17 protein-coding genes and 1 tRNA gene are annotated in these 17,869 nt (G+C 72.5%); 8 read left to right on the top strand and 10 right to left on the bottom strand.

What is annotated here, in order from left to right; genetic code table 11:
* Positions 1-5: 5 nt before the first annotated feature.
* The 4 genes from ACFY2Z_RS28020 to ACFY2Z_RS28005 all read right to left on the bottom strand — a co-directional run bounded on the left by ACFY2Z_RS28020 (position 6) and on the right by ACFY2Z_RS28005 (position 3,871).
* The gene (locus ACFY2Z_RS28020) at positions 6-1,031 is read right to left on the bottom strand and encodes an L-idonate 5-dehydrogenase (protein WP_390746863.1); all 1,026 of its coding nucleotides are present in this window, start codon (positions 1,029-1,031) and stop codon (positions 6-8) included.
* Between the two features lie 27 nt (positions 1,032-1,058).
* Positions 1,059-1,820, bottom strand: coding sequence for an SDR family oxidoreductase (locus ACFY2Z_RS28015; protein WP_390746862.1), 762 nt, complete (start codon positions 1,818-1,820; stop codon positions 1,059-1,061).
* 10 nt (positions 1,821-1,830) lie between these two features.
* Positions 1,831-3,228 (bottom strand): gluconate:H+ symporter, encoded by a 1,398-nt coding sequence (locus ACFY2Z_RS28010; protein WP_390746861.1) that lies wholly within the window; start codon positions 3,226-3,228, stop codon positions 1,831-1,833.
* Positions 3,229-3,331: 103 nt separating this feature from the next.
* On the bottom strand, positions 3,332-3,871 hold the full coding sequence (locus ACFY2Z_RS28005) for a gluconokinase (RefSeq protein WP_390746860.1): 540 nt from the start codon (positions 3,869-3,871) through the stop codon (positions 3,332-3,334).
* 130 nt (positions 3,872-4,001) lie between these two features.
* Here ACFY2Z_RS28005 and ACFY2Z_RS28000 point away from each other — a divergent pair, with 130 nt between their 5' ends.
* Complete coding sequence (locus ACFY2Z_RS28000) at positions 4,002-4,703, top strand: FadR/GntR family transcriptional regulator (RefSeq protein ID WP_390746859.1); 702 nt, start codon at positions 4,002-4,004, stop codon at positions 4,701-4,703.
* A gap of 279 nt (positions 4,704-4,982) precedes the next feature.
* On the opposite strand, the gene ACFY2Z_RS27995 is transcribed toward ACFY2Z_RS28000, so the two are convergent.
* Complete coding sequence (locus ACFY2Z_RS27995; RefSeq protein ID WP_390746858.1) at positions 4,983-5,357, bottom strand: YchJ family protein; 375 nt, start codon at positions 5,355-5,357, stop codon at positions 4,983-4,985.
* Positions 5,358-5,520: 163 nt separating this feature from the next.
* Here ACFY2Z_RS27995 and ACFY2Z_RS27990 point away from each other — a divergent pair, with 163 nt between their 5' ends.
* The 3 genes from ACFY2Z_RS27990 to ACFY2Z_RS27980 all read left to right on the top strand — a co-directional run bounded on the left by ACFY2Z_RS27990 (position 5,521) and on the right by ACFY2Z_RS27980 (position 8,374).
* Entirely contained in the window at positions 5,521-5,838 is a 318-nt protein-coding gene (locus ACFY2Z_RS27990) for a dsRBD fold-containing protein (RefSeq protein ID WP_390746857.1), read from the top strand.
* A 12-nt stretch (positions 5,839-5,850) separates the two neighbouring features.
* Positions 5,851-7,158 carry a phosphoribosyltransferase family protein gene (locus ACFY2Z_RS27985; RefSeq protein ID WP_390746856.1) on the top strand — a complete coding sequence of 436 codons (1,308 nt, stop codon included), beginning with the start codon at positions 5,851-5,853 and terminating at the stop codon, positions 7,156-7,158.
* Between the two features lie 73 nt (positions 7,159-7,231).
* Positions 7,232-8,374, top strand: coding sequence for a CapA family protein (locus ACFY2Z_RS27980; RefSeq protein ID WP_390746855.1), 1,143 nt, complete (start codon positions 7,232-7,234; stop codon positions 8,372-8,374).
* 14 nt (positions 8,375-8,388) lie between these two features.
* Here the strand turns inward: ACFY2Z_RS27980 and polX are convergent, their stop codons facing one another.
* Positions 8,389-10,116 (bottom strand): DNA polymerase/3'-5' exonuclease PolX, encoded by a 1,728-nt coding sequence (gene polX / locus ACFY2Z_RS27975; protein WP_390746854.1) that lies wholly within the window; start codon positions 10,114-10,116, stop codon positions 8,389-8,391.
* A 105-nt stretch (positions 10,117-10,221) separates the two neighbouring features.
* Positions 10,222-10,306: transfer RNA gene (locus ACFY2Z_RS27970), tRNA-Leu, on the bottom strand.
* A gap of 191 nt (positions 10,307-10,497) precedes the next feature.
* On the opposite strand from ACFY2Z_RS27970, the gene ACFY2Z_RS27965 reads away from it, so the two are divergent.
* The 3 genes from ACFY2Z_RS27965 (at position 10,498) to ACFY2Z_RS27955 (ending at position 13,239) form a co-directional block, all read left to right on the top strand.
* Positions 10,498-11,823 carry a M20/M25/M40 family metallo-hydrolase gene (locus ACFY2Z_RS27965; protein WP_390746853.1) on the top strand — a complete coding sequence of 442 codons (1,326 nt, stop codon included), beginning with the start codon at positions 10,498-10,500 and terminating at the stop codon, positions 11,821-11,823.
* 186 nt (positions 11,824-12,009) lie between these two features.
* A complete protein-coding gene (gene chpH, locus ACFY2Z_RS27960; RefSeq protein ID WP_355908973.1) occupies positions 12,010-12,243 on the top strand; it encodes a chaplin ChpH in 234 nt (77 codons plus the stop codon).
* A gap of 168 nt (positions 12,244-12,411) precedes the next feature.
* A complete protein-coding gene (locus ACFY2Z_RS27955) occupies positions 12,412-13,239 on the top strand; it encodes a chaplin (protein ID WP_390746852.1) in 828 nt (275 codons plus the stop codon).
* A 227-nt stretch (positions 13,240-13,466) separates the two neighbouring features.
* Here the strand turns inward: ACFY2Z_RS27955 and ACFY2Z_RS27950 are convergent, their stop codons facing one another.
* A complete protein-coding gene (locus ACFY2Z_RS27950; RefSeq protein ID WP_030053310.1) occupies positions 13,467-13,655 on the bottom strand; it encodes a DUF5703 family protein in 189 nt (62 codons plus the stop codon).
* 47 nt (positions 13,656-13,702) lie between these two features.
* Here ACFY2Z_RS27950 and ACFY2Z_RS27945 point away from each other — a divergent pair, with 47 nt between their 5' ends.
* Positions 13,703-14,401, top strand: a complete 699-nt coding sequence (locus ACFY2Z_RS27945) for a hypothetical protein (protein ID WP_390746851.1) — start codon at positions 13,703-13,705, stop codon at positions 14,399-14,401.
* A gap of 91 nt (positions 14,402-14,492) precedes the next feature.
* Here the strand turns inward: ACFY2Z_RS27945 and ACFY2Z_RS27940 are convergent, their stop codons facing one another.
* Positions 14,493-16,787, bottom strand: coding sequence for a helix-hairpin-helix domain-containing protein (locus tag ACFY2Z_RS27940; RefSeq protein WP_390746850.1), 2,295 nt, complete (start codon positions 16,785-16,787; stop codon positions 14,493-14,495).
* Complete coding sequence (locus ACFY2Z_RS27935; RefSeq protein ID WP_390746849.1) at positions 16,784-17,767, bottom strand: aldo/keto reductase; 984 nt, start codon at positions 17,765-17,767, stop codon at positions 16,784-16,786. The genes ACFY2Z_RS27940 and ACFY2Z_RS27935 overlap by 4 nt, the downstream gene beginning before the upstream one ends.
* Positions 17,768-17,869: the final 102 nt, after the last annotated feature.

Here is a 17,869-nt window from a genome sequence, read left to right as displayed (position 1 = left end):
CACCGTCAATCCCCGAAGTCCAGCAGCACCTTGCAGGACCGGCTGCGATCCGCGGCCAGGGTGAACGCCGACTCGGCAGCCCGCACCGGCACCACCGTGCTGATCAGCGCGTCGAACGCCGGCTCGGCCGCGAGCAGCCGGAGCGCGTCGTCGAACTCGGTGTCGAAGCGGAATGCCCCGCGCAGCTCGATCTCCCGGCTGACCACCAGGTTCCCCGCGAAGGGACTGTGCCCCGGCGGCAGCATGCCGAGCTGGACCACGACTCCGCCCCGCCGCACCAGCCGCAGACAGGTGTCGAGCCCGGCGGCGGTCCCGGAGGCCTCGATCGCCGCCTCGACGTCCACGGGCCATCCGGCGTCGTCCGGGTCGTCCGCCCGTACGAGGGTGTCGGCGCCCGCCGCCGCGGCGAACTCCAGCGCCCGGGGCTGCGGATCCGTGACCGTCACCGAGGCCGCGCCCGCCGCCTTCGCGGCCGCCACCACCAGAGCGCCGATCGGCCCGGCCCCGGTGACCAGCACCCGCCGTCCGGCCACGGCACCGGCCCGCCGCACCGAGTGCATCGCCACCGCCAGCGGTTCGGCGAGTGCCGCGCGGCGCGGTGCGAGACCGGCCGGGAGCGGCCGCAGCTGTCCGGCCGGGACGGTCACACGGGCCGCGAAGGCGCCCTGGACGTGCGGGTGGCGGGCCGCACTGCCCAGATAGCGGGTGTCCCGGCACACGTTCGGCCGGCCGTCCGCGCACTCCGGGCAGAGGCCGCACGGAGTGGCCGGGTGCACGGCGACCGGGGTGCCCGCCGCGGGACCTGACGCCCCTTCGCCGTAGGAGACGACCGTGCCGACCACCTCGTGGCCGAGCACCAGCGGCTCCCGCAGCCGGAAGTCGCCGACCCCGCCGTGCCGCCAGTAGTGCAGGTCCGAGCCGCACACACCGCCGTAGCGGACGGCGACCAGCGCCTCGCCGGGGCCGGGCACCGGGACGGGCAGTTCGTCCACGCGCAGGTCGCCCTGTCCGTGGATCACACAACCGAGCATCGAAGCCCCTTCCGCCTCACGCACCGTTCACAGCACGCTCGTCATGCCGCCGTCGACGTACAGCACCTGCCCGCCGACGAAGTCCGCCGCGGGGGAGGCGAGGAACAGCACCCCGCCGACCAGATCCTCCGTGCGCCCCCAGCGGCCGGCCGGGGTGCGTCGCCGCACCCAGGCGCTGAACTCCTCGTCCTCGACGAGGGGCCGGGTCAGCTCGGTCTCGATGTAGCCGGGCCCGAGCCCGTTGACCTGCACCCCGTGGGGGCCCCAGTCCGCACACATGCCCTTGGTGAGCATCTTCAGCGCGCCCTTGGTGGCCGCGTAGGGCGCGATACCCGGGCGGACCACCTCGCTCTGCAGCGAGCAGATGTTGATGATCTTCCCGTGACCGCGCTCGGTCATCCGCCGGGCCGCCTCCCGGCCCACCAGGAACGCGCTGGTGAGATTGGTGTCCAGGATCCGGTGCCAGTCGGCGTCGGAGAACTCCAGGAGCGGGGCGCGCAGTTGCACGCCCGCGTTGTTGACCAGGATGTCGAGCGGCCCGACCCGCTCCTCGACATCCGCGATGCCCGCGGCCACCGAGGGACCGTCGGTCACGTCGAACGCGGCCGTGTGCACGTCCCCGGGCAGCCGTGCCGCGGACTGCGCCAGCCGGTCCGGATCGCGTCCGTTGAGGACCACCGTGCAGCCGGCCTCCAGCAGACCGCGGGCGAGGGCGAGCCCGATGCCGCGACTGGAGCCGGTCACCAGCGCCCGGCGGCCGGTGATGTCGAAGAGCGGGTGAGCCGTCATCGCCGTACTCCTAGACGACCAGGGACAGCAGGAGCACCAGGGCGCCGGCGACCACCGAGATGATGGTCTCCATGACGGACCAGGTCTTGACGGTCTCTCCGACGCTCAGCCCGAAGTACTCCTTCACCAGCCAGAAGCCGGCGTCGTTGACATGGCTGAAGAACAGCGAGCCGGCGCCGATGGCCAGGACCAGCAGGGCGGTGTGGGTGGTCGACATGTCGGCCGCGAGCGGCGCGACCAGACCGGCCGCCGAGACGGTCGCCACGGTCGCCGAACCCGTCGCGAGCCGGATCGCCACCGCGATCAGCCAGGCGAGCAGCAGGGCCGGGATCGACCAGTGCTTCGATATGTCCAGGACCATCTGGCCCACGCCGCAGTCGATCAGCGTCTGCTTGAAGCCGCCGCCCGCGCCCACGATGAGCAGGATGCCGGCGATGGGGCCGAGCCCCTTCTCGACGGTTCCCGCGATCCGCTCCTTGCTGAACCCGGCCGGGCGGCCCAGCGTGAAGATGCCGACGATCACGGCGGCGAGCAGGGCGATCAGCGGGGAGCCGATCACGTCGAAGACGCGCTGCACCATCTTGGCGGGGTCGTCCACGACGATGTCGACCAGCGCCTTGGACAGCATCAGGACGACCGGGAGCAGCATGGTGGCCAGCGTGACGCCGAAGCCGGGACGGTTCTCGAGTTCCTCGGAGGCGCGCGGCGGGAGCATGCGCTCCGGCACCGGCGCGTCCACCCACCGGCCCGCGACCTTCGAGAACAGCGGACCTGCGATGATCACCGACGGGATCGCCACCAGCACACCGAGCGCCAGCGTCACACCGAGATTGGCCTTGACGGCGTCGATCGCGACCAGCGGCCCGGGGTGCGGCGGGATCAGACCGTGCATCACGGACAGACCCGCGAGGGCCGGGATGCCGATCCGCATCAGGGAGTAGTTGCCCCGCTTGGCGACCATGAGCACGACGGGGATCAGCAGCACGATGCCGACCTCGAAGAACAGCGGCAGACCGATCACCGAGGCGATCAGCACCATCGCCCACGGCATCGCACGGCCCTTCGCCCTGGCGAGGATCGTGTCGACGATCTGGTCCGCGCCGCCGGAGTCGGCGAGCAGCTTGCCGAGAATGGCGCCCAGGGCGATCAGGACGCCCACACCGGCGACGGTCGAGCCGAGCCCGGTGGTGAAGCTGGTGATGGCCTTGTCGAGCGGTGCCCCGGCGAACGCGCCCAGCGCGAGCGAGCCGACGGTCAGTGCCAGGAAGGCGTGAAGCTTGAACTTGGTGATGAGCAGGACGATGACGGCGATGCCCGCCACCGCCGCGATGCCGAGTTGAGCGTGGCCCGCCGATGTGATCGGCTCGACGGTGTCCGCTGCCAGCATCTCGACGCTGAGTCTGGTCACGGGGGTCCCTTGGGTGAGGTGGGGAGAGGAACTCTCGGTTTCTGGTGGGGAGGACCGGCCTCGGGAGTCGCGCCCTTGCACAGGCGGCGCCCGGGGCCGGGTGTTACTGCGAGGGCTGCGCGGAGGACTCTTCGAGGTCGCGCAGCGCGTCCACGGCGCGGGCGGTGATCTCCTCGGGACTGCCCGAGACGTCCACCGCCACTCCCGTCTCGTCCGGCTCCAGCGGCTGGAGCGTGGCGAACTGGGAGTCAAGCAGCGCGGTGGGCATGAAGTGCCCCTGGCGATGCGCCATGCGGTCCTCGATGAGCTTCCGGTCGCCCGTGAGGTGCACGAAGACGACCCCGGGAGCAGCGGCTCGCAGCCGGTCGCGGTACGCCCGCTTCAGCGCCGAGCTGCTGACCACCCCGCCGAGCCCCGCCCGCCCGTGCGCCCAGGCGCCGATGGCGTCCAGCCAGGGCCACCGGTCCTCGTCGGCGAGCGGAACACCGGCCGACATCTTGGCGATGTTGGCCGGGGGGTGGAAGTCGTCGCCCTCGGCGTAGGGAACGCCGAGCCGGGCCGCGAGCAGGGGACCGATCGTGGTCTTGCCCGTGCCCGCGACGCCCATGACCACGACGACATGGGGGGTGCGCACTTGGTGCATCGTGCTCTCGCTGTCTTCGTCGACATCTGATGTCGACGTCACTGAAACCGATTAGGTACGACGAATTCAAGCCCCTGTGACAAATAAGTCTGACTTTTTCATTCCGTGACCCGCCTCGTACGCTGAGCACATGACCACTCCGGGCCGGGGACTGCACGGCCGTGTACTCGACACCCTCGGCCCCGCGATCACCGCGGGCGAGTACCCGCCGGGCAGCGTGCTGCGCACCGACGAACTCGCCCAGCACTTCGAGGTCTCCAGGTCCGTGATGCGCGAGGCGGTCCGGGTCCTGGAGTCGATGCACCTGGTGGAGTCCCGCCGAAGAGTGGGCGTGACGGTGCGGCCCAAGGCCGAGTGGAACGTCTACGATCCCCAGGTCATCCGGTGGCGCCTGGCCGGCGCCGACCGCCCGCACCAGCTGCGCTCGCTGACCGTGCTGCGCTCGGCGATCGAACCGGTGGCCGCGGGCCTGGCCGCCCGCAGCGCCACGGCCGAGCAGTGCGCCGAGCTGACCGAGTGCGCCCTCGGCATGGTCGCCAACTCACGCGGCCATCAGCTGGAGGGATACCTGGTCCACGACGTGGCCTTCCACCGGACGATCCTGACCGCGTCCGGCAACGAGATGTTCGCCCGCCTCGGCGATGTCGTCGCGGAGGTCCTCTCGGGCCGCACCCACCACGACGTGATGTTCGAGGACCCCGACCCGGCCGCGGTCACCCTGCACGTCCAGGTCGCGGAGGCGGTACGGGAGGGCGACGCGGCCCGCGCGGAACAGCTGACCCGCGAGATCACCGTCGGCGCCCTGCAAGAGCTGGACGTACTGGCGCCCTAGGGGGTGTCTGACGATTCCCGCCGGGCGCGCGACTCCCCCGGCCCGGCGGCTGGGAGGTGCCCCCAGGCACGGCACATCGCCGCGTTGCCGGATCACCCGAGTAGTCCGGTACGCGGATGATCCTCCGCCTTGCGATGCTCCCCCGGCTACCGCCGGGAGGTGCCCCTGCGTCGGACGCCGCGCGCTGATCCGGCGCGAACCGTCAGACACCCCCTGGGGAGGACCGGAGACCGGCCCCGGCTGCCGGCCGTACCCGCCCCCGTCGTGCCTCGGCCCGTCTCAGTCGAGGAAGTCCCCGTCGACGTACACCCAGGCCCCGTCCACACGTTCGAACCGACTGCGTTCGTGCAGGGCGCCGCCCCGATACGAGGCGCGGAAGGTCACCGTCCCCGTGGTGTGGAACGCGGACCCGCCCGTCGTCTCCAGGATCTCCAGTCCCGTCCAGCGCATCCCGGGGTCGAGATCGAGCGGCTCGGGCCGGGTGCGCGGATGCCAGGTCCGCAGCAGATACGCCGTGTCCCCCCGGACGAACCCGCTGTACCGCGACCGCATGAGCGCCTCGGGGGTCGGCGCCGCCGCGGCACCCGTGTGGAAACGGCCGCAGCACTTCTCGTACGCCTCGGGCAGCCCGCACGGGCAGGAACGCGTGGTCATGACCGCCATTGTGCCCGGTGGGGCACGGCCCCCCGCCGGACGGGCGGGCGCGCGGGGTTTCGGTTCCGGTTGTGTGCGCACCCGACCCATCGGAGTCACAGTGGAGGAGGGGCGTGCGCGCCTCTTCGGCGCCGCACGGCACCGGTGTGAGGAGGTACGGAAGATGACGTCCACCCGAGCCACCCGCAGCCTGCCACCCGCCGCCAAGGAGTGGAACCTGCGTCTCTACCTCTCCGAGCACGACCCCGCCACCACGGCCCGGGTCGTCCTGGACACCGGTGACAACCTGATGGAGAGCTGTGCCGCGGCACACCGCAACCCCTACGACATGGCGGTGCCCGAGATCGGCGACGAACTCGCCGCCGGGCGCGCGCTGATCGCGATGGGCCAGAAGCTGCTGCGGGCAGCCGCGGGAGACATCGAGGAGGCCGGAGCGCCGGAGGAGGCCCCACCCGCCCCGCTGTGGCTGCCCCGGGAGTGAGGAGGCCGAGCCGTGCTCTTCATGGATCGTCAGGAAGCGGGCCGGCAACTGGGCACACGCCTTGAGCACCTCAGGGGCCGGAACGCGGTCGTACTGGGACTGCCCAGGGGCGGGGTTCCGGTCGCCTTCGAGGTCGCGCGGGCGATCGGCGCGCCGCTCGACGTCTGCCTCGTCCGCAAGCTCGGCGTGCCGTTCCAGCCCGAGCTGGGGATGGGAGCCATCGGCGAGGACGGCGTGCGCGTCATCAACGACGCCGTGGTGCGCGAGGCACGTGTCACCCGGCAGGAACTCGCCGAGGTCGAGGAACACGAACGTGACGTCCTCGAACAGCGCGGCCGGCGCTACCGCGGCACGTACGAGCCCGTCTCCGTCGAAGGCCGGACCGTGGTCGTGGTCGACGACGGGGTGGCCACCGGGTCGACCGCCCGGGCGGCCTGCCGGATCGCCCGCGCCCGGGGTGCCGAGCGGATCGTGCTGGCGGTCCCCGTCGCCCCGAGCGACTGGATCGAACGGCTGGGCGGGGAGGCCGACGAACTGGTGTCCGTGGCGACACCGCGCGAATTCTTCGCGATCGGCCAGTTCTACGCCGACTTCGCACAGACCGACGACGAGGAGGTCGCCGACTGCCTGAGGCGGGCGGCCGGCCGCCCCTCCTCGGCCGCCGCCCCCTCCGGGTCCCCGGACACGGAGGTCGAGGTGACCGCCGGGGCCGTGCGGCTCAAGGGGCAGCTGGCCGTGCCCGAGGACGCGCCCGGGATCGTGGTGTTCGCGCACGGCAGCGGCAGCAGCCGGCACAGCCCGCGCAACCAGTTCGTGGCGAGCGGCCTGAACCGGGCCGGACTCGGCACCCTGCTGTTCGACCTGCTCACCGAGGAGGAGGAGCAGGACCGGGCCAATGTGTTCGACACCGGCCTGCTCGCCGGACGGCTGACCGACGCCACCCACTGGCTGCGCACCCGGGCCGGGTACGAGAGCCCGGCCGTCGGCTACTTCGGCGCCAGCACCGGCGCCGCCGCCGCCCTGTGGGCCGCCGCGGAGCCCGAGGCCCGTATCGCCGCGGTGGTCTCCCGAGGCGGCCGCCCCGACCTCGCCGGGCCCCGGCTGCCGGCGGTGACCGCCCCCACGCTGCTCATCGTCGGCGGCGCCGATCCGATCGTGATCGACCTCAACCGCCAGGCGCAGGCCCGGCTGCACTGCGAGAACCACCTCGCCATCGTCCCCGGCGCCACCCACCTGTTCGAGGAACCCGGCACCCTGGAGGTGGTGACCGACCTGGCGCGCGACTGGTTCACCGACCACATGGCCCCGGCCCACGTGTAGCGCCTCGTCCGCGTCCCGGGGGAGTACGCCGCCGCCTCTCGCCCTGCGTACGCGACCGCCTTAGCGTGGGAGGGTGGACGAGGGCGAGGGCGTGGTCACGCTGTTCCTCGGCGGCGATGTCATGCTCGGCCGGGGCGTCGACCAGACCCTCCCGCATCCCGGTGACCCGGCACTGCGGGAGGCGTACGTCCAGGACGCCCGGGACTACGTCACCCTGGCCGAGGCGGCGAACGGGCCGATTCCCCGGCCGTCGGACTTCGCCCGCCCCTGGGGCGAGGCCCTGCCGGTCCTCGCGGCCGCCGCGCCCGACGTCCGGGTGATCAACCTGGAGACCTCCGTGACGCGCGAGGACGACTTCGAGCCGGGCAAAGGCGTCCACTACCGCATGACTCCGGCCAATCTGCCCTGTCTGGCGGCGATCCGCCCGGACGTCTGCGTCCTGGCCAACAACCATGTGCTGGACTTCGGCCGCCGGGGCCTCGCCGAGACCCTCGACGCCCTGGCGGCCGCCGGGCTGCGCACCGCCGGGGCGGGCCATGACGCGGCCTCGGCCTGCCGTCCGGCGGTCGTGCCGCTGCGCGGCGGCGGCCGGGTGCTGGTGTTCTCCTTCGGCATGCCCTCCAGCGGGATCCCCGAGCACTGGGCCGCCACCGAGCAGCGGTCCGGCGTCGCCCTCCTGCCCGGCCCCTCGATGGCCTCCGCGGCGGCGTTCGCCGACCGGCTGCGCCGCCACAGACGCCCCGGAGACCTCGCCGTCGCCTCCGTCCACTGGGGCAGCAACTGGGGCTACGAGGTCTCACGCGCCCAGGTGCGGTTCGCGCACGCGCTCGTCGACGCGGGCGTGGACATCGTGCACGGGCACTCCTCGCACCACCCGCGCCCCCTGGAGGCGTACCGCGACCGGCTCGTCCTCTACGGCTGCGGCGACCTCGTCGACGACTACGAGGGCATCGGCGGCTACGAGCACTACCGGGACGATCTGCGGCTTGTGTACCTGGTCTCGGTCGAGGCGGACACCGGCAGGCTGGCCGGTGTGCGGATGGTGCCCCTTCAGTCGCGCAGGATGCGGCTGGAACACGCCACCACCGAGGACACCGCATGGCTGCGGGCCGCCCTCGACCGATGCAGCCGTGCCCTCGGCACCCGAGTCGACCTCGGCCCCGACGGCACACTCCGCTTGCGCTCCTCGCCCCCGGCGCCGTCAGCCGTGCGGTGAGAATTCGGTCCGCCTCACCCGGACCTGCCCTTGGCCAGGAACCGGCGCAGCCTGCGCAGTGGCCAGGTGTTGATGACGTCCTCCGGGGTGAGCCAGCCGCGCTGCGCGGTGCCGACGCCGAAGCGCAGCTGGGCGAGGTGCGGCACGGAATGGGCATCGGTGTTCACGGCGAACTTCGCCCCGTGTTCCCGGGCGCGCAGGATGTCCTCGTCGCACAGGTCGAGCCGGTCGGGCTGGGCGTTGACCTCCAGCGCGGTGCCCGTACGGGCGCAGACCGCGAACACCTCGTCCCAGTCGGCGTCGACCCCCGGCCGCCTGCCGACCAGTCGCGTGGTCGGATGGCCGATCACATTGACGTACGGGTTCTCGCACGCCCGCACGAGCCGCCTGGTCATCGCCTTGCGGTCCAGGTCGAAGTGGGAGTGCAGGGAGGCCACGCACAGGTCGAAGCCCGCGAGGAACTCGTCGGGCCAGTCCACCTCCCCCTCGGGGCCGATGTTCAGCTCGGTGCCGTGCAGCAGCCGCATCTTGTGACGGGTGCCGTCCAGCTCCCGCAGCCGCTCCCGCTGGGCGAGCATCTTCTCGTCCGTCATGCGCTGCATGTACAGACGGGGCGCGTGGTCGGTGACCGCGTAGTACGCGTAGCCGCGTTCGGCGGCCGCCTCCACCATCGTCTCCAGCGACGCGAGGCCGTCGGTGAGGTCGGTGTGGGTGTGCAGATCCCCGCGGATGCTCCGCTCGGTCACCACCTCCGGCAGCTCCCCGCGCAGCGCCGCCTCGATCTCCCCTCGGTCCTCACGCAGCGTCGGCGGGATCCACGGCAGAGCGAGCCGCGCATAGACGTCCTCCTCCGTGCGGGAGGCGAGCGACCGGCCGCTGTCCACGTCGAAGAGACCGTATTCGGACAGTTTCAGCCCCTGCCGGACGGCGAGGGTGCGGGTGCGGATGTTGTGCGCCTTCGACCCGGTGAAGTACTGCAGCCCGGCCCCCCACGAGTCCGGCGGCAGGACCCTCAGGTCGACCTGGACGCCCTTGGTGGTGCGGATCGAGGTCTTCTTCGTGCCCTGGGCGATCACCTCGGCGGTCGACGGCAGCGCGCACAGCGCCTCCATGAAGGGGGCGGACCGCTTCGCCGCGACGAGGACGTCGATGTCCCCGATGGTCTCCCGCATACGACGCAGGGACCCCGCGTAGGTGCAGCGCTTGCAGCCGGTCACGCCGGACAGCTCGGCGACGATCTGCTCGGCCGTGTCGACGGCCAGGTGCAGCGGGATACGGCCGCCCGTCTGCTGGAGCAGGGCGATGCCGTGCAGGATGTTCTCCTGCGTCTTCGCGCCGAAGCCCTTCAGATCGCGCAGGGCGTCCGCCTCGATCGCGGCGGCCAGCTCGTTCACCGACCCGATGTGCAGATCCTCGTAGAGCCGCAGCGCCTTCTTCGGCCCCAGGGTGGGGATGGTGATCAGCTCGCGCACCCCGGCGGGGATCCTCGCCCGGCGTTCCTCGACGGCGGAGACCGAGCCGGTGTGCAGATACTCGAGCACCTTCTCGGCGATCGACCGGCCCACGTTCGGGATGCCGCGCAGCCCGTCGGCGTCCAGCCGGGAGATGTCGTCGGGGTATCCGCCGATGGCACGCGCGGCCTTCTCGTAGGCGCGCGCCTTGAACGCGTCGCCTGCCGTGATCGCGATGAGGTCCGCGTACTCCTTCAGGAGCGCCTCGACCTCGTCGTTGGGCCGGGCCACACCTCAGAGTCTAGGAACGGCGACGCCACCCGGGCCAGCCGGAGGGCCCGCCCCCCGAAAGCACGAGCGGCGCCGACCTGCTTCAGGTCGACGCCGCTCACGATGTGTCCGAGGGGGGACTTGAACCCCCACGCCCGATAAAGGGCACTAGCACCTCAAGCTAGCGCGTCTGCCATTCCGCCACCCGGACAAGGTGTCTGTCGTGCGGGGTTTCCCTCGCGGCGACGAAGGAAACATTACCAGGCTTTCGGTGGCGTTCGATCACACCCCGTCCCGGCGTGAACGGTGCGTGACGGACCGGACAGTGCCTTGGGGTGCGGCGGGGGTCGGAGAGAGGATGAGGGGACCACCAGCAGTGCAGTGACAGCGGGAGGAAACAGCGTGACCGAGACGGGCACGGCCAGGAACGTCACCGGCGAGGACGAGGTAGTGGACCTCTGCCGTGAGCTGATCCGGATCGACACCAGCAACTACGGCGACCACTCCGGCCCCGGTGAGCGCAGGGCCGCCGAGTACGTCGCCGAGAAGCTGGCCGAGGTGGGGCTCGAACCGCAGATCTTCGAGTCGCACAGGGGTCGCGCCTCCACGGTGGCCCGCATCGAGGGCGAGGACCCCTCGCGGCCCGCGCTGCTGATCCACGGCCACACCGACGTCGTACCGGCCAATGCGCAGGACTGGACGCACGACCCCTTCTCCGGCGAGATCGCCGACGGGTGTGTGTGGGGGCGCGGCGCCGTCGACATGAAGGACATGGACGCCATGACCCTGGCGGTCGTCCGGGACCGGCTGCGCAGCGGGCGCAGGCCGCCGCGCGACATCGTCCTGGCCTTCCTCGCGGACGAGGAGGCCGGCGGCACGTACGGCGCCCGGTACCTCGTCGACCACCACCGGGGCCTCTTCGACGGGGTGACCGAGGCGATCAGCGAGGTGGGCGGCTTCTCGTTCACCGTGAACGAGCAGCGGCGGCTGTATCTGATCCAGACGGCCGAGAAGGGCATGCACTGGATGAAGCTGACCGTGGCCGGCACGGCCGGGCACGGGTCGATGATCCACCGGGACAACGCGATCACCGAGCTCTCCGAGGCGGTCGCGCGGCTCGGGCGGCACAAGTTCCCGGTGCGGGTCACCAAGACCACCCGGGCCTTCCTCGACGAACTCGGTGACGCGCTCGGCACCGAACTCGACCCGGAGGACATGGAGTCGACCCTCGCCAGGCTCGGCGGCATCGCCAAGCTCATCGGCGCGACCCTGAGCAACACGGCCAATCCCACGCAGCTGAACGCCGGTTACAAGGTGAACGTCATCCCGGGCGAGGCCACCGCCCATGTCGACGGGCGTTTCCTGCCCGGCTTCGAGGAGGAGTTCCTCGCCGACCTGGACCGGATCCTCGGACCCCATGTGCGCCGGGAGGACGTGCACTCGGACAAGGCCGTCGAGACGACCTTCGACGGGGCGCTCGTGGAGGCGATGCAGTCCGCGCTGCAGGCCGAGGACCCGGGGGCGAAGGCGATCCCGTACATGCTCTCCGGCGGCACGGACGCCAAGTCCTTCGACGAACTGGGCATCCGCGGCTTCGGGTTCGCGCCGCTGAAGCTGCCGCCGGAGCTGGACTTCGCGGGCATGTTCCACGGCGTGGACGAGCGGGTCCCGGTGGACGCCCTGAAGTTCGGTGTGCGGGTGCTGGACCGGTTCATCGACGCGTCCTGAACCCGGCCCAACTCGCTTGATTCCGTCCTGGTTTGCGCGCTGAAACGAGACTGCACTAATCGCCAGCGCGTACGGAGGTCGACCGGGACGGGTGAATGCGACCATAAGCTCGTAGCTCCATTACTCCCTCCTCGTTACACGGGGTGCGGTCCGAGGCTTGGATCGCTTTGCCAACGAGGAGGAAGAATGATCAAGAAGGTCGTCGCTGCTGCGGCCGCCACCGGTGGTCTGGTTCTCGCGAGCGCGGGTCTGGCTGCCGCCGACGCGGGTGCCCAGGGTGCCGCCGTGCACTCCCCGGGCGTTGTGTCCGGCAATGTCATCCAGGTTCCGGTGCACGTCCCGGTGAACGTCTGCGGCAACACGATCTCGGTGATCGGGCTGCTGAACCCCGCCTTCGGCAACACCTGCATCAACAACTGACGTTGCGCCTCACCCCGTGAGGGGCCTCACCCCACGAGGGGCTGCGCCTGTCGGCCCCGGAGCGCGTCCCATGTGCTCCGGGGCCGACCGGTCCCTCCGCGTCTCCGTCCGTCCGGGCGGACGCGCTCCAGAAGGTTCACGACAACGTCGAAGGCAGGGAATTCAGCAATGCGACAGGTCACCCGCAAGGGCCTGATGACCGTAGCGGCGGCGACCGGCGTCCTCGCCGTCACCGGCGGCTACGCGCACGCCGACTCCGGTGCGCAGGGATCGGCCGCGGGCTCGCCCGGTGTGCTGTCCGGCAACACCGTGCAGGTGCCCGTGCACGTCCCGGTGAACGTCTGCGGAAACACCGTGAACGTGATCGGACTGCTCAACCCCGCGGGGGGCAACGCGTGCGCCAACACGGGCGGCTCCCACGCCGGCGGTGCGCACACCGGCGGCTCCCACGCCGGCGGTCACACCGGTGGCTCGCCCGGTGTCGGCTCCGGCAACACCGTCCAGGTGCCGGTGGACGTGCCCGTCAACGTCTGCGGCAACAGCGTGAACGTCGTCGGAGTCGGCAACGGCGCGCTGGGCAACCACTGCGACAACGGCGGCGGTGGCCACCAGCTCCCCGGCGGCGGCACGCCCGGCCACCCGGGGCACCCCGGCCACCCGGGTCACCCTGGGCACCCCGGCCACCCTGGACACCCGGGGCACCCCGGCCACCCTGGACACCCGGGCTACCCCGGCCACCCGAGCAACCCCGGTAACCCGAGTAACCCGAGTAACCCTGGTAACCCCGCCAACCCCGGCACTCCCCAGCAGCCGGGCGGCGGTGGGTCCCAGCACGTCAACCACCCCGGTGGGTCGGCGTCCGTCATCCGGCCCGTGGGGGGCGCGCAGCTCGCCCACACCGGTAGCGACCTGCCCCTCGGCGCACTGGCACCGGCCGGCGCGGGTGCTCTGCTCGGCGGTGCGCTGCTCTACCGCAGGGCGCGCGCGAGGGCGTAAGGCATCGAACACAGAAGGGGGACGGGCCGGAGGCGGTCGAGGCACCGGCCGGTCACCTGGGGGAGAGCGCGGACTGTCGCCGCGTGTGTGCAGGGAGCGACCGGGCACGCCCACGCTCAGCGAAGCGGTACACAGTGCGCCGAACCGCCGCATTCTCCCCCGTGGCGTCCCTGAAACGGATCGGGCCCCGTAGACGCGGGGCCCGATCCGTTTCAGCCTCCTTCACCTCACCACGTGGCGCGCACCTGGCGGATGATCCGTCGGCGCAGCCGCACCTTGCGGCTGCCGTCACGCAGCAGACTCAGGCGGTCCAGCTCCCAGTGTCCGTACTCGGCGTGGTCGGTCAGCAGACGTGTGGCGTCCTTGCGGGACACCCCGCGCGGTACGTACACGTCGACAAATTCGTATTCCGGCATCGCATCTATTGTGCGGGCTGGGGCCCGGTACGGATAGCGTCTGCACTATGTCTGATGCTGCGCAGCCCACCGCTGCCGAGGTACGCGCCGCCGCCGAGGCGGTCAAGACCGCGCTCGACCGCCACCTGGCCGCGGTCGAGCGCAGGACGGGCGAGGACGACCCGGCCGTCTACGAGGCGTTCAACGAGCTGGCCGCGGCGGCCGAGGAGTACGACGAACTCCTCTACGACCGCTACGACGAGGTCACACCTTTCGAGATCCCCGGTGCGGAAGACGCACTTCCGCCGTATGCGGGCCCCGAGGAACCGAACGCGCTGAGCGTGCTGATCCGCCGGGACTACGCGGTGGTGGAGCCGCAGCGGCTGCTGACGCAGGCGCGGCGCGTGGAGGACGCGGACGAGGACGCTCCGCCGGAGTCGTCGGCCGGCACCGTCCACGGCGCGCTCGGCGTGATCTTCGGCGAGTTCGAACCGGACGAGATCGCCACCCGGCACAAGGAGTTCGGCCTCGAGGAGGGCGACTCCACCCTGTGGGTGACGGCCGCCGACGAACCGGCGGAGCCCGGGGAATGGCTGGAGGCGCCCTTCGAGCAGATCGACCCGCAGCGGGTCGTCTGCCGTTTCGACGTCAGCGCGGTCTTCGACGACGACTCGGACGAGGACGACGAGGATCTCGGACCCGACCCGGAGCTCCACGGCGAACTGGACGACGACGAGGACCTGGAGCCCCTGGACGCCGAACGCTAGACCGAGGGGCGCGCCGGACCCGGTTCGGCGCGCCCTTCGGACACGGGTGGCGGTGCCGTACGGCCCGAGGGCCCCGGCGCCGTCCCCGCCCTCACTCCTCGGTCGTCGGCACCTCAGGCCGGAGCAGTACGGGCAGGCGGGTGGTCCGCGGCTTGGCCGTGATCTCGGCCACGGCCCGCGGCAGCGCCTGCTCCACCCCATGCACCACGGACAGATGGCGCGCCGCCCGGCCGAAGGCCGTGTACACCCACGGCCGGCTCAGCGCTCCTGCGGCATCGCCGGGCAGCACCACGACCACCGCGGGCCAGCGCTGTCCCACCGCCTGGTGCGCGGTCAGCGCCCAACCGTGCCGCACGGACTGCTCCACCCGCTCCCTGGGCACGACCACGGCCGCGCCCGCGCACTCCAGATGCAGCCCCTCCGCGTCCGCCGTCACCACACGTCCCGGGACCGCCCGGCCCGGGACGGGGGAGTAGACGATCCGGTCTTCCGGGTCGAAGCCGCCGAAGCGGCCGGGGCCGGGGTTCAGCCGCTCCTTGAGCGCCGCGTTCAGCGCCCGCGTACCCGCCGCGCCGCCGTGTCCCGGCGTGATCACCTGAGTCTCGTCCGAGGGGATGCCGATCGCCCGCGGCACCGAGTCCGCGACCAGTTGCACGGTCCGGTGCACCGCCTCCCCGGCGTCACGGACCGGCACGATCACCACCTCCTTGCCCGGCGCGTCGACCTGCGGCAGCTCGCCGACGCCGATCGAGGAGACCAACTCGCCGAGCGGCCCGGGATCGGGGGTCCGCGAGGCGATCTGCGGGCACATCCGGGCGGCGAGCAGATCGGCGAACACGCGCCCGGGACCGGCCGACCACAGCACCCCCGGGTCACCGCTCAGCACCAGGCGGCCGCCGTCGGGGAGTGACTCGATGAGCAGCGCCGCCGTCTCGACGTCCAGTTGGGGCGCGTCCAGCACGACGAGCAGGTCGAGGTCCAGCGCGCCGTCCGCGTCCCGTCCGGGGCCCTCGGCGCCGGACAGCAGCCCCGCCACCGTGGCGAGCGCCGCGTCCGCCCGCTCCCCGGGAGCGTCCGCCGCGCCGAGCCCCGCGAGCAGCGCCTCCCGTCCGGCCGGGGTGTGCGTGGCGGCCCAGGCCCGCACACCCAGCCGGCGGGCCTCACGCAGCAGCGTGGCGGGCTCGGCCCGGGACGCCTCCCCGCCGGTGTGGAGCACCAGTCCATGGCCCGCGACCGCGCGGATCAACTCCGCCGCCGAGCCGCGCGCCGAGCCGGCCGCACCTTCCCAGTCCTGAGCCGAACCGGTCTCCTTGGGCACGGAGTTGACCAGCCGGGCCAGTCCGTCGGCGAGGCTCTCCTCCGCCAGCGCATACCGCTCCAGGCCGATCAGGACACGGACCGGGCGGCCCTCGCCGTCCTCGTCGCTCTCCTCGCCGCCCGGGGGCTGCGTCTCCAGGGCGTCCTGGAAGACGAGGGCCTCGCCCTCGGCGACCGTGCTCCGCACCGCCTCCTCCGGGTCCGGCACCGCGCGCTGCGCGAGCGCGGCCTGAAGGGCGGGGGCCTCCAACGCCGTGTGCCCGGCCACGGCCGCCTGCTCCAGCAGCCAGACCGTCACCGCGCGCGCCCGGCGCTCGTCGTCCGGCCGGCCCTCGGGGCCGAGCAGAGCCCGGGCGAACCCGTCCGCCTGCTCGGGCCGCACCCCGGGGATCCGCAGCAACAGCCAGGGGTCCGCCCGCAGACGAGCGTCCGCGCCGTCGCCGAGGGCCGCGGCGGCCTGCGGCGCCAGGGCGTGGGGAGCGCCGCCCTCGGTCAGCACGGCGCCCACGGCCGCGACGCTCCGTGCGGCGGGCGCCGCCGCGGCCCTCGGCGACGGCGCGGGCTCGGGGCGCCGCACCGGCTCGGGGGCGGGTCGGCGCGGGGCGGGCGCCGGCTCGCTGAAGGCGCTCGCCACCGGCTTCGCACCGCTCTCGACGGCCCGCACGGCCGCGAGCAGATCGGCGGCCTGTCCGCTCAGCTTCGCGCCGGCCTCGATCGGCCCCTTCTTCTCCGCCTTCCGCCGCTCGATGCGCTCGCGCTCCACCCGCTGAGCGGCCAGCTCGGCCTCGGCCTCCGACTTCTGAGCGGCCGCGCCCTCGCCGTCCCCCGCGTCGGCCGTACCGCCGTCGGCGGCACCCGAGCCGGACGCGGACTCCGTCTCCTCCGGGCCGCCGGTGCCCTCGGTCTCGTCCTGCCGGGACCCTCCTGCGGTCCCCGGAGCCGGCTCCTCGGCCGCCCCCGCGTCGCCCGAGGTCCGTACCGTCTCGTCCCCGCCGGTGCCGGTCCCGGTCTCGTCGGCCGGTTCCCCCGGGTGGGAGGCGGTCTCCGTGGTTTCCGGGTCCGTGCTCACAGCGTGCTCCAGTCGTGATCGGGATAGCGGTGCACCGGGGCCGACACATCGTCCAGCGCCCGGCAGATCTCGTCAGGAAGACTAAGCGTCTCCACTGACAACGCCGCCGTGAGCTGCTGTGCGTTGCGCGCGCCGACGATCGGCGCGACCACCCCCGGCCGGTCGCGGACCCAGGCCAGTGCCACCTGGAGCGGCGTCGTGGCGAGCCCGTCGGCGGCCGTCTGCACCGCGTCCACGATGCTGCTCGCCGTGTCGTCGAGGTAGGGCGCGACGAACGGGGCCAGATGCTCCGACGCCCCGCGCGAGTCGGACGGCGTCGCATTGCGGTACTTGCCGGTGAGCACCCCCCGGCCCAGCGGAGAGGACGGCAGCAGCCCGACCCCCAGGTCCAGGGCGGCGGGCAGCACCTCGCGCTCCACGCCCCGCTGGAGCAGCGAGTACTCCATCTGAGTGCTGGCGATCCGGGTCCGGACACCCGGCGCGGCGAGCTGCCAGGTCGCCGCCTTCGCGAGCTGCCAGCCACAGAAGTTGGACACGCCCGCGTACCGCGCCCGGCCGCTGCTGACCGCCAGGTCCAGCGCCTGCAGCGTCTCCTCCAGCGGGGTGTACGGGTCGAAGGCATGGAGGTGCCACAGGTCGACATGGTCCGTGCCGAGACGGGCGAGCGAGTCGTCCAGCGCGGCCAGCAGATGGCCGCGCGAGCCGTCGAAACGGCGCTCGGGGTCGGGCACGCTGCCCGCCTTCGTCGAGATGACCAGATCCCGGCGCGGCACCAGACCTTCCATCAGGCGTCCGAGCAGATACTCGGCCTCCCCGTCCCCGTACACGTCCGCCGTGTCGACGAGGGTTCCGCCGGCCTCCCAGAACACCTTCAACTGCTCCGCGGCGTCGTGCTCGTCCGTGTCACGCCCCCAGGTCAGGGTGCCGAGTCCGATGCGGGACACACGAAGGCCGGTACGGCCGAGATGCCTCTGCTCCATGAACGCCGACATTACTGTCCGGAACCGGCCGCGTGGGTTGCCTGTGGACAACCGATTTCCCCGGTGCCCACGGCGAATTCCCTCTCCTCGCCGCCCGGCGCG

Origin of the sequence: Streptomyces sp. NPDC001222, assembly GCF_042896945.1 — a bacterium.
GTDB lineage: Bacteria > Actinomycetota > Actinomycetes > Streptomycetales > Streptomycetaceae > Streptomyces > Streptomyces gibsoniae.
This window is presented reverse-complemented; position numbering and strand designations above follow the sequence as displayed.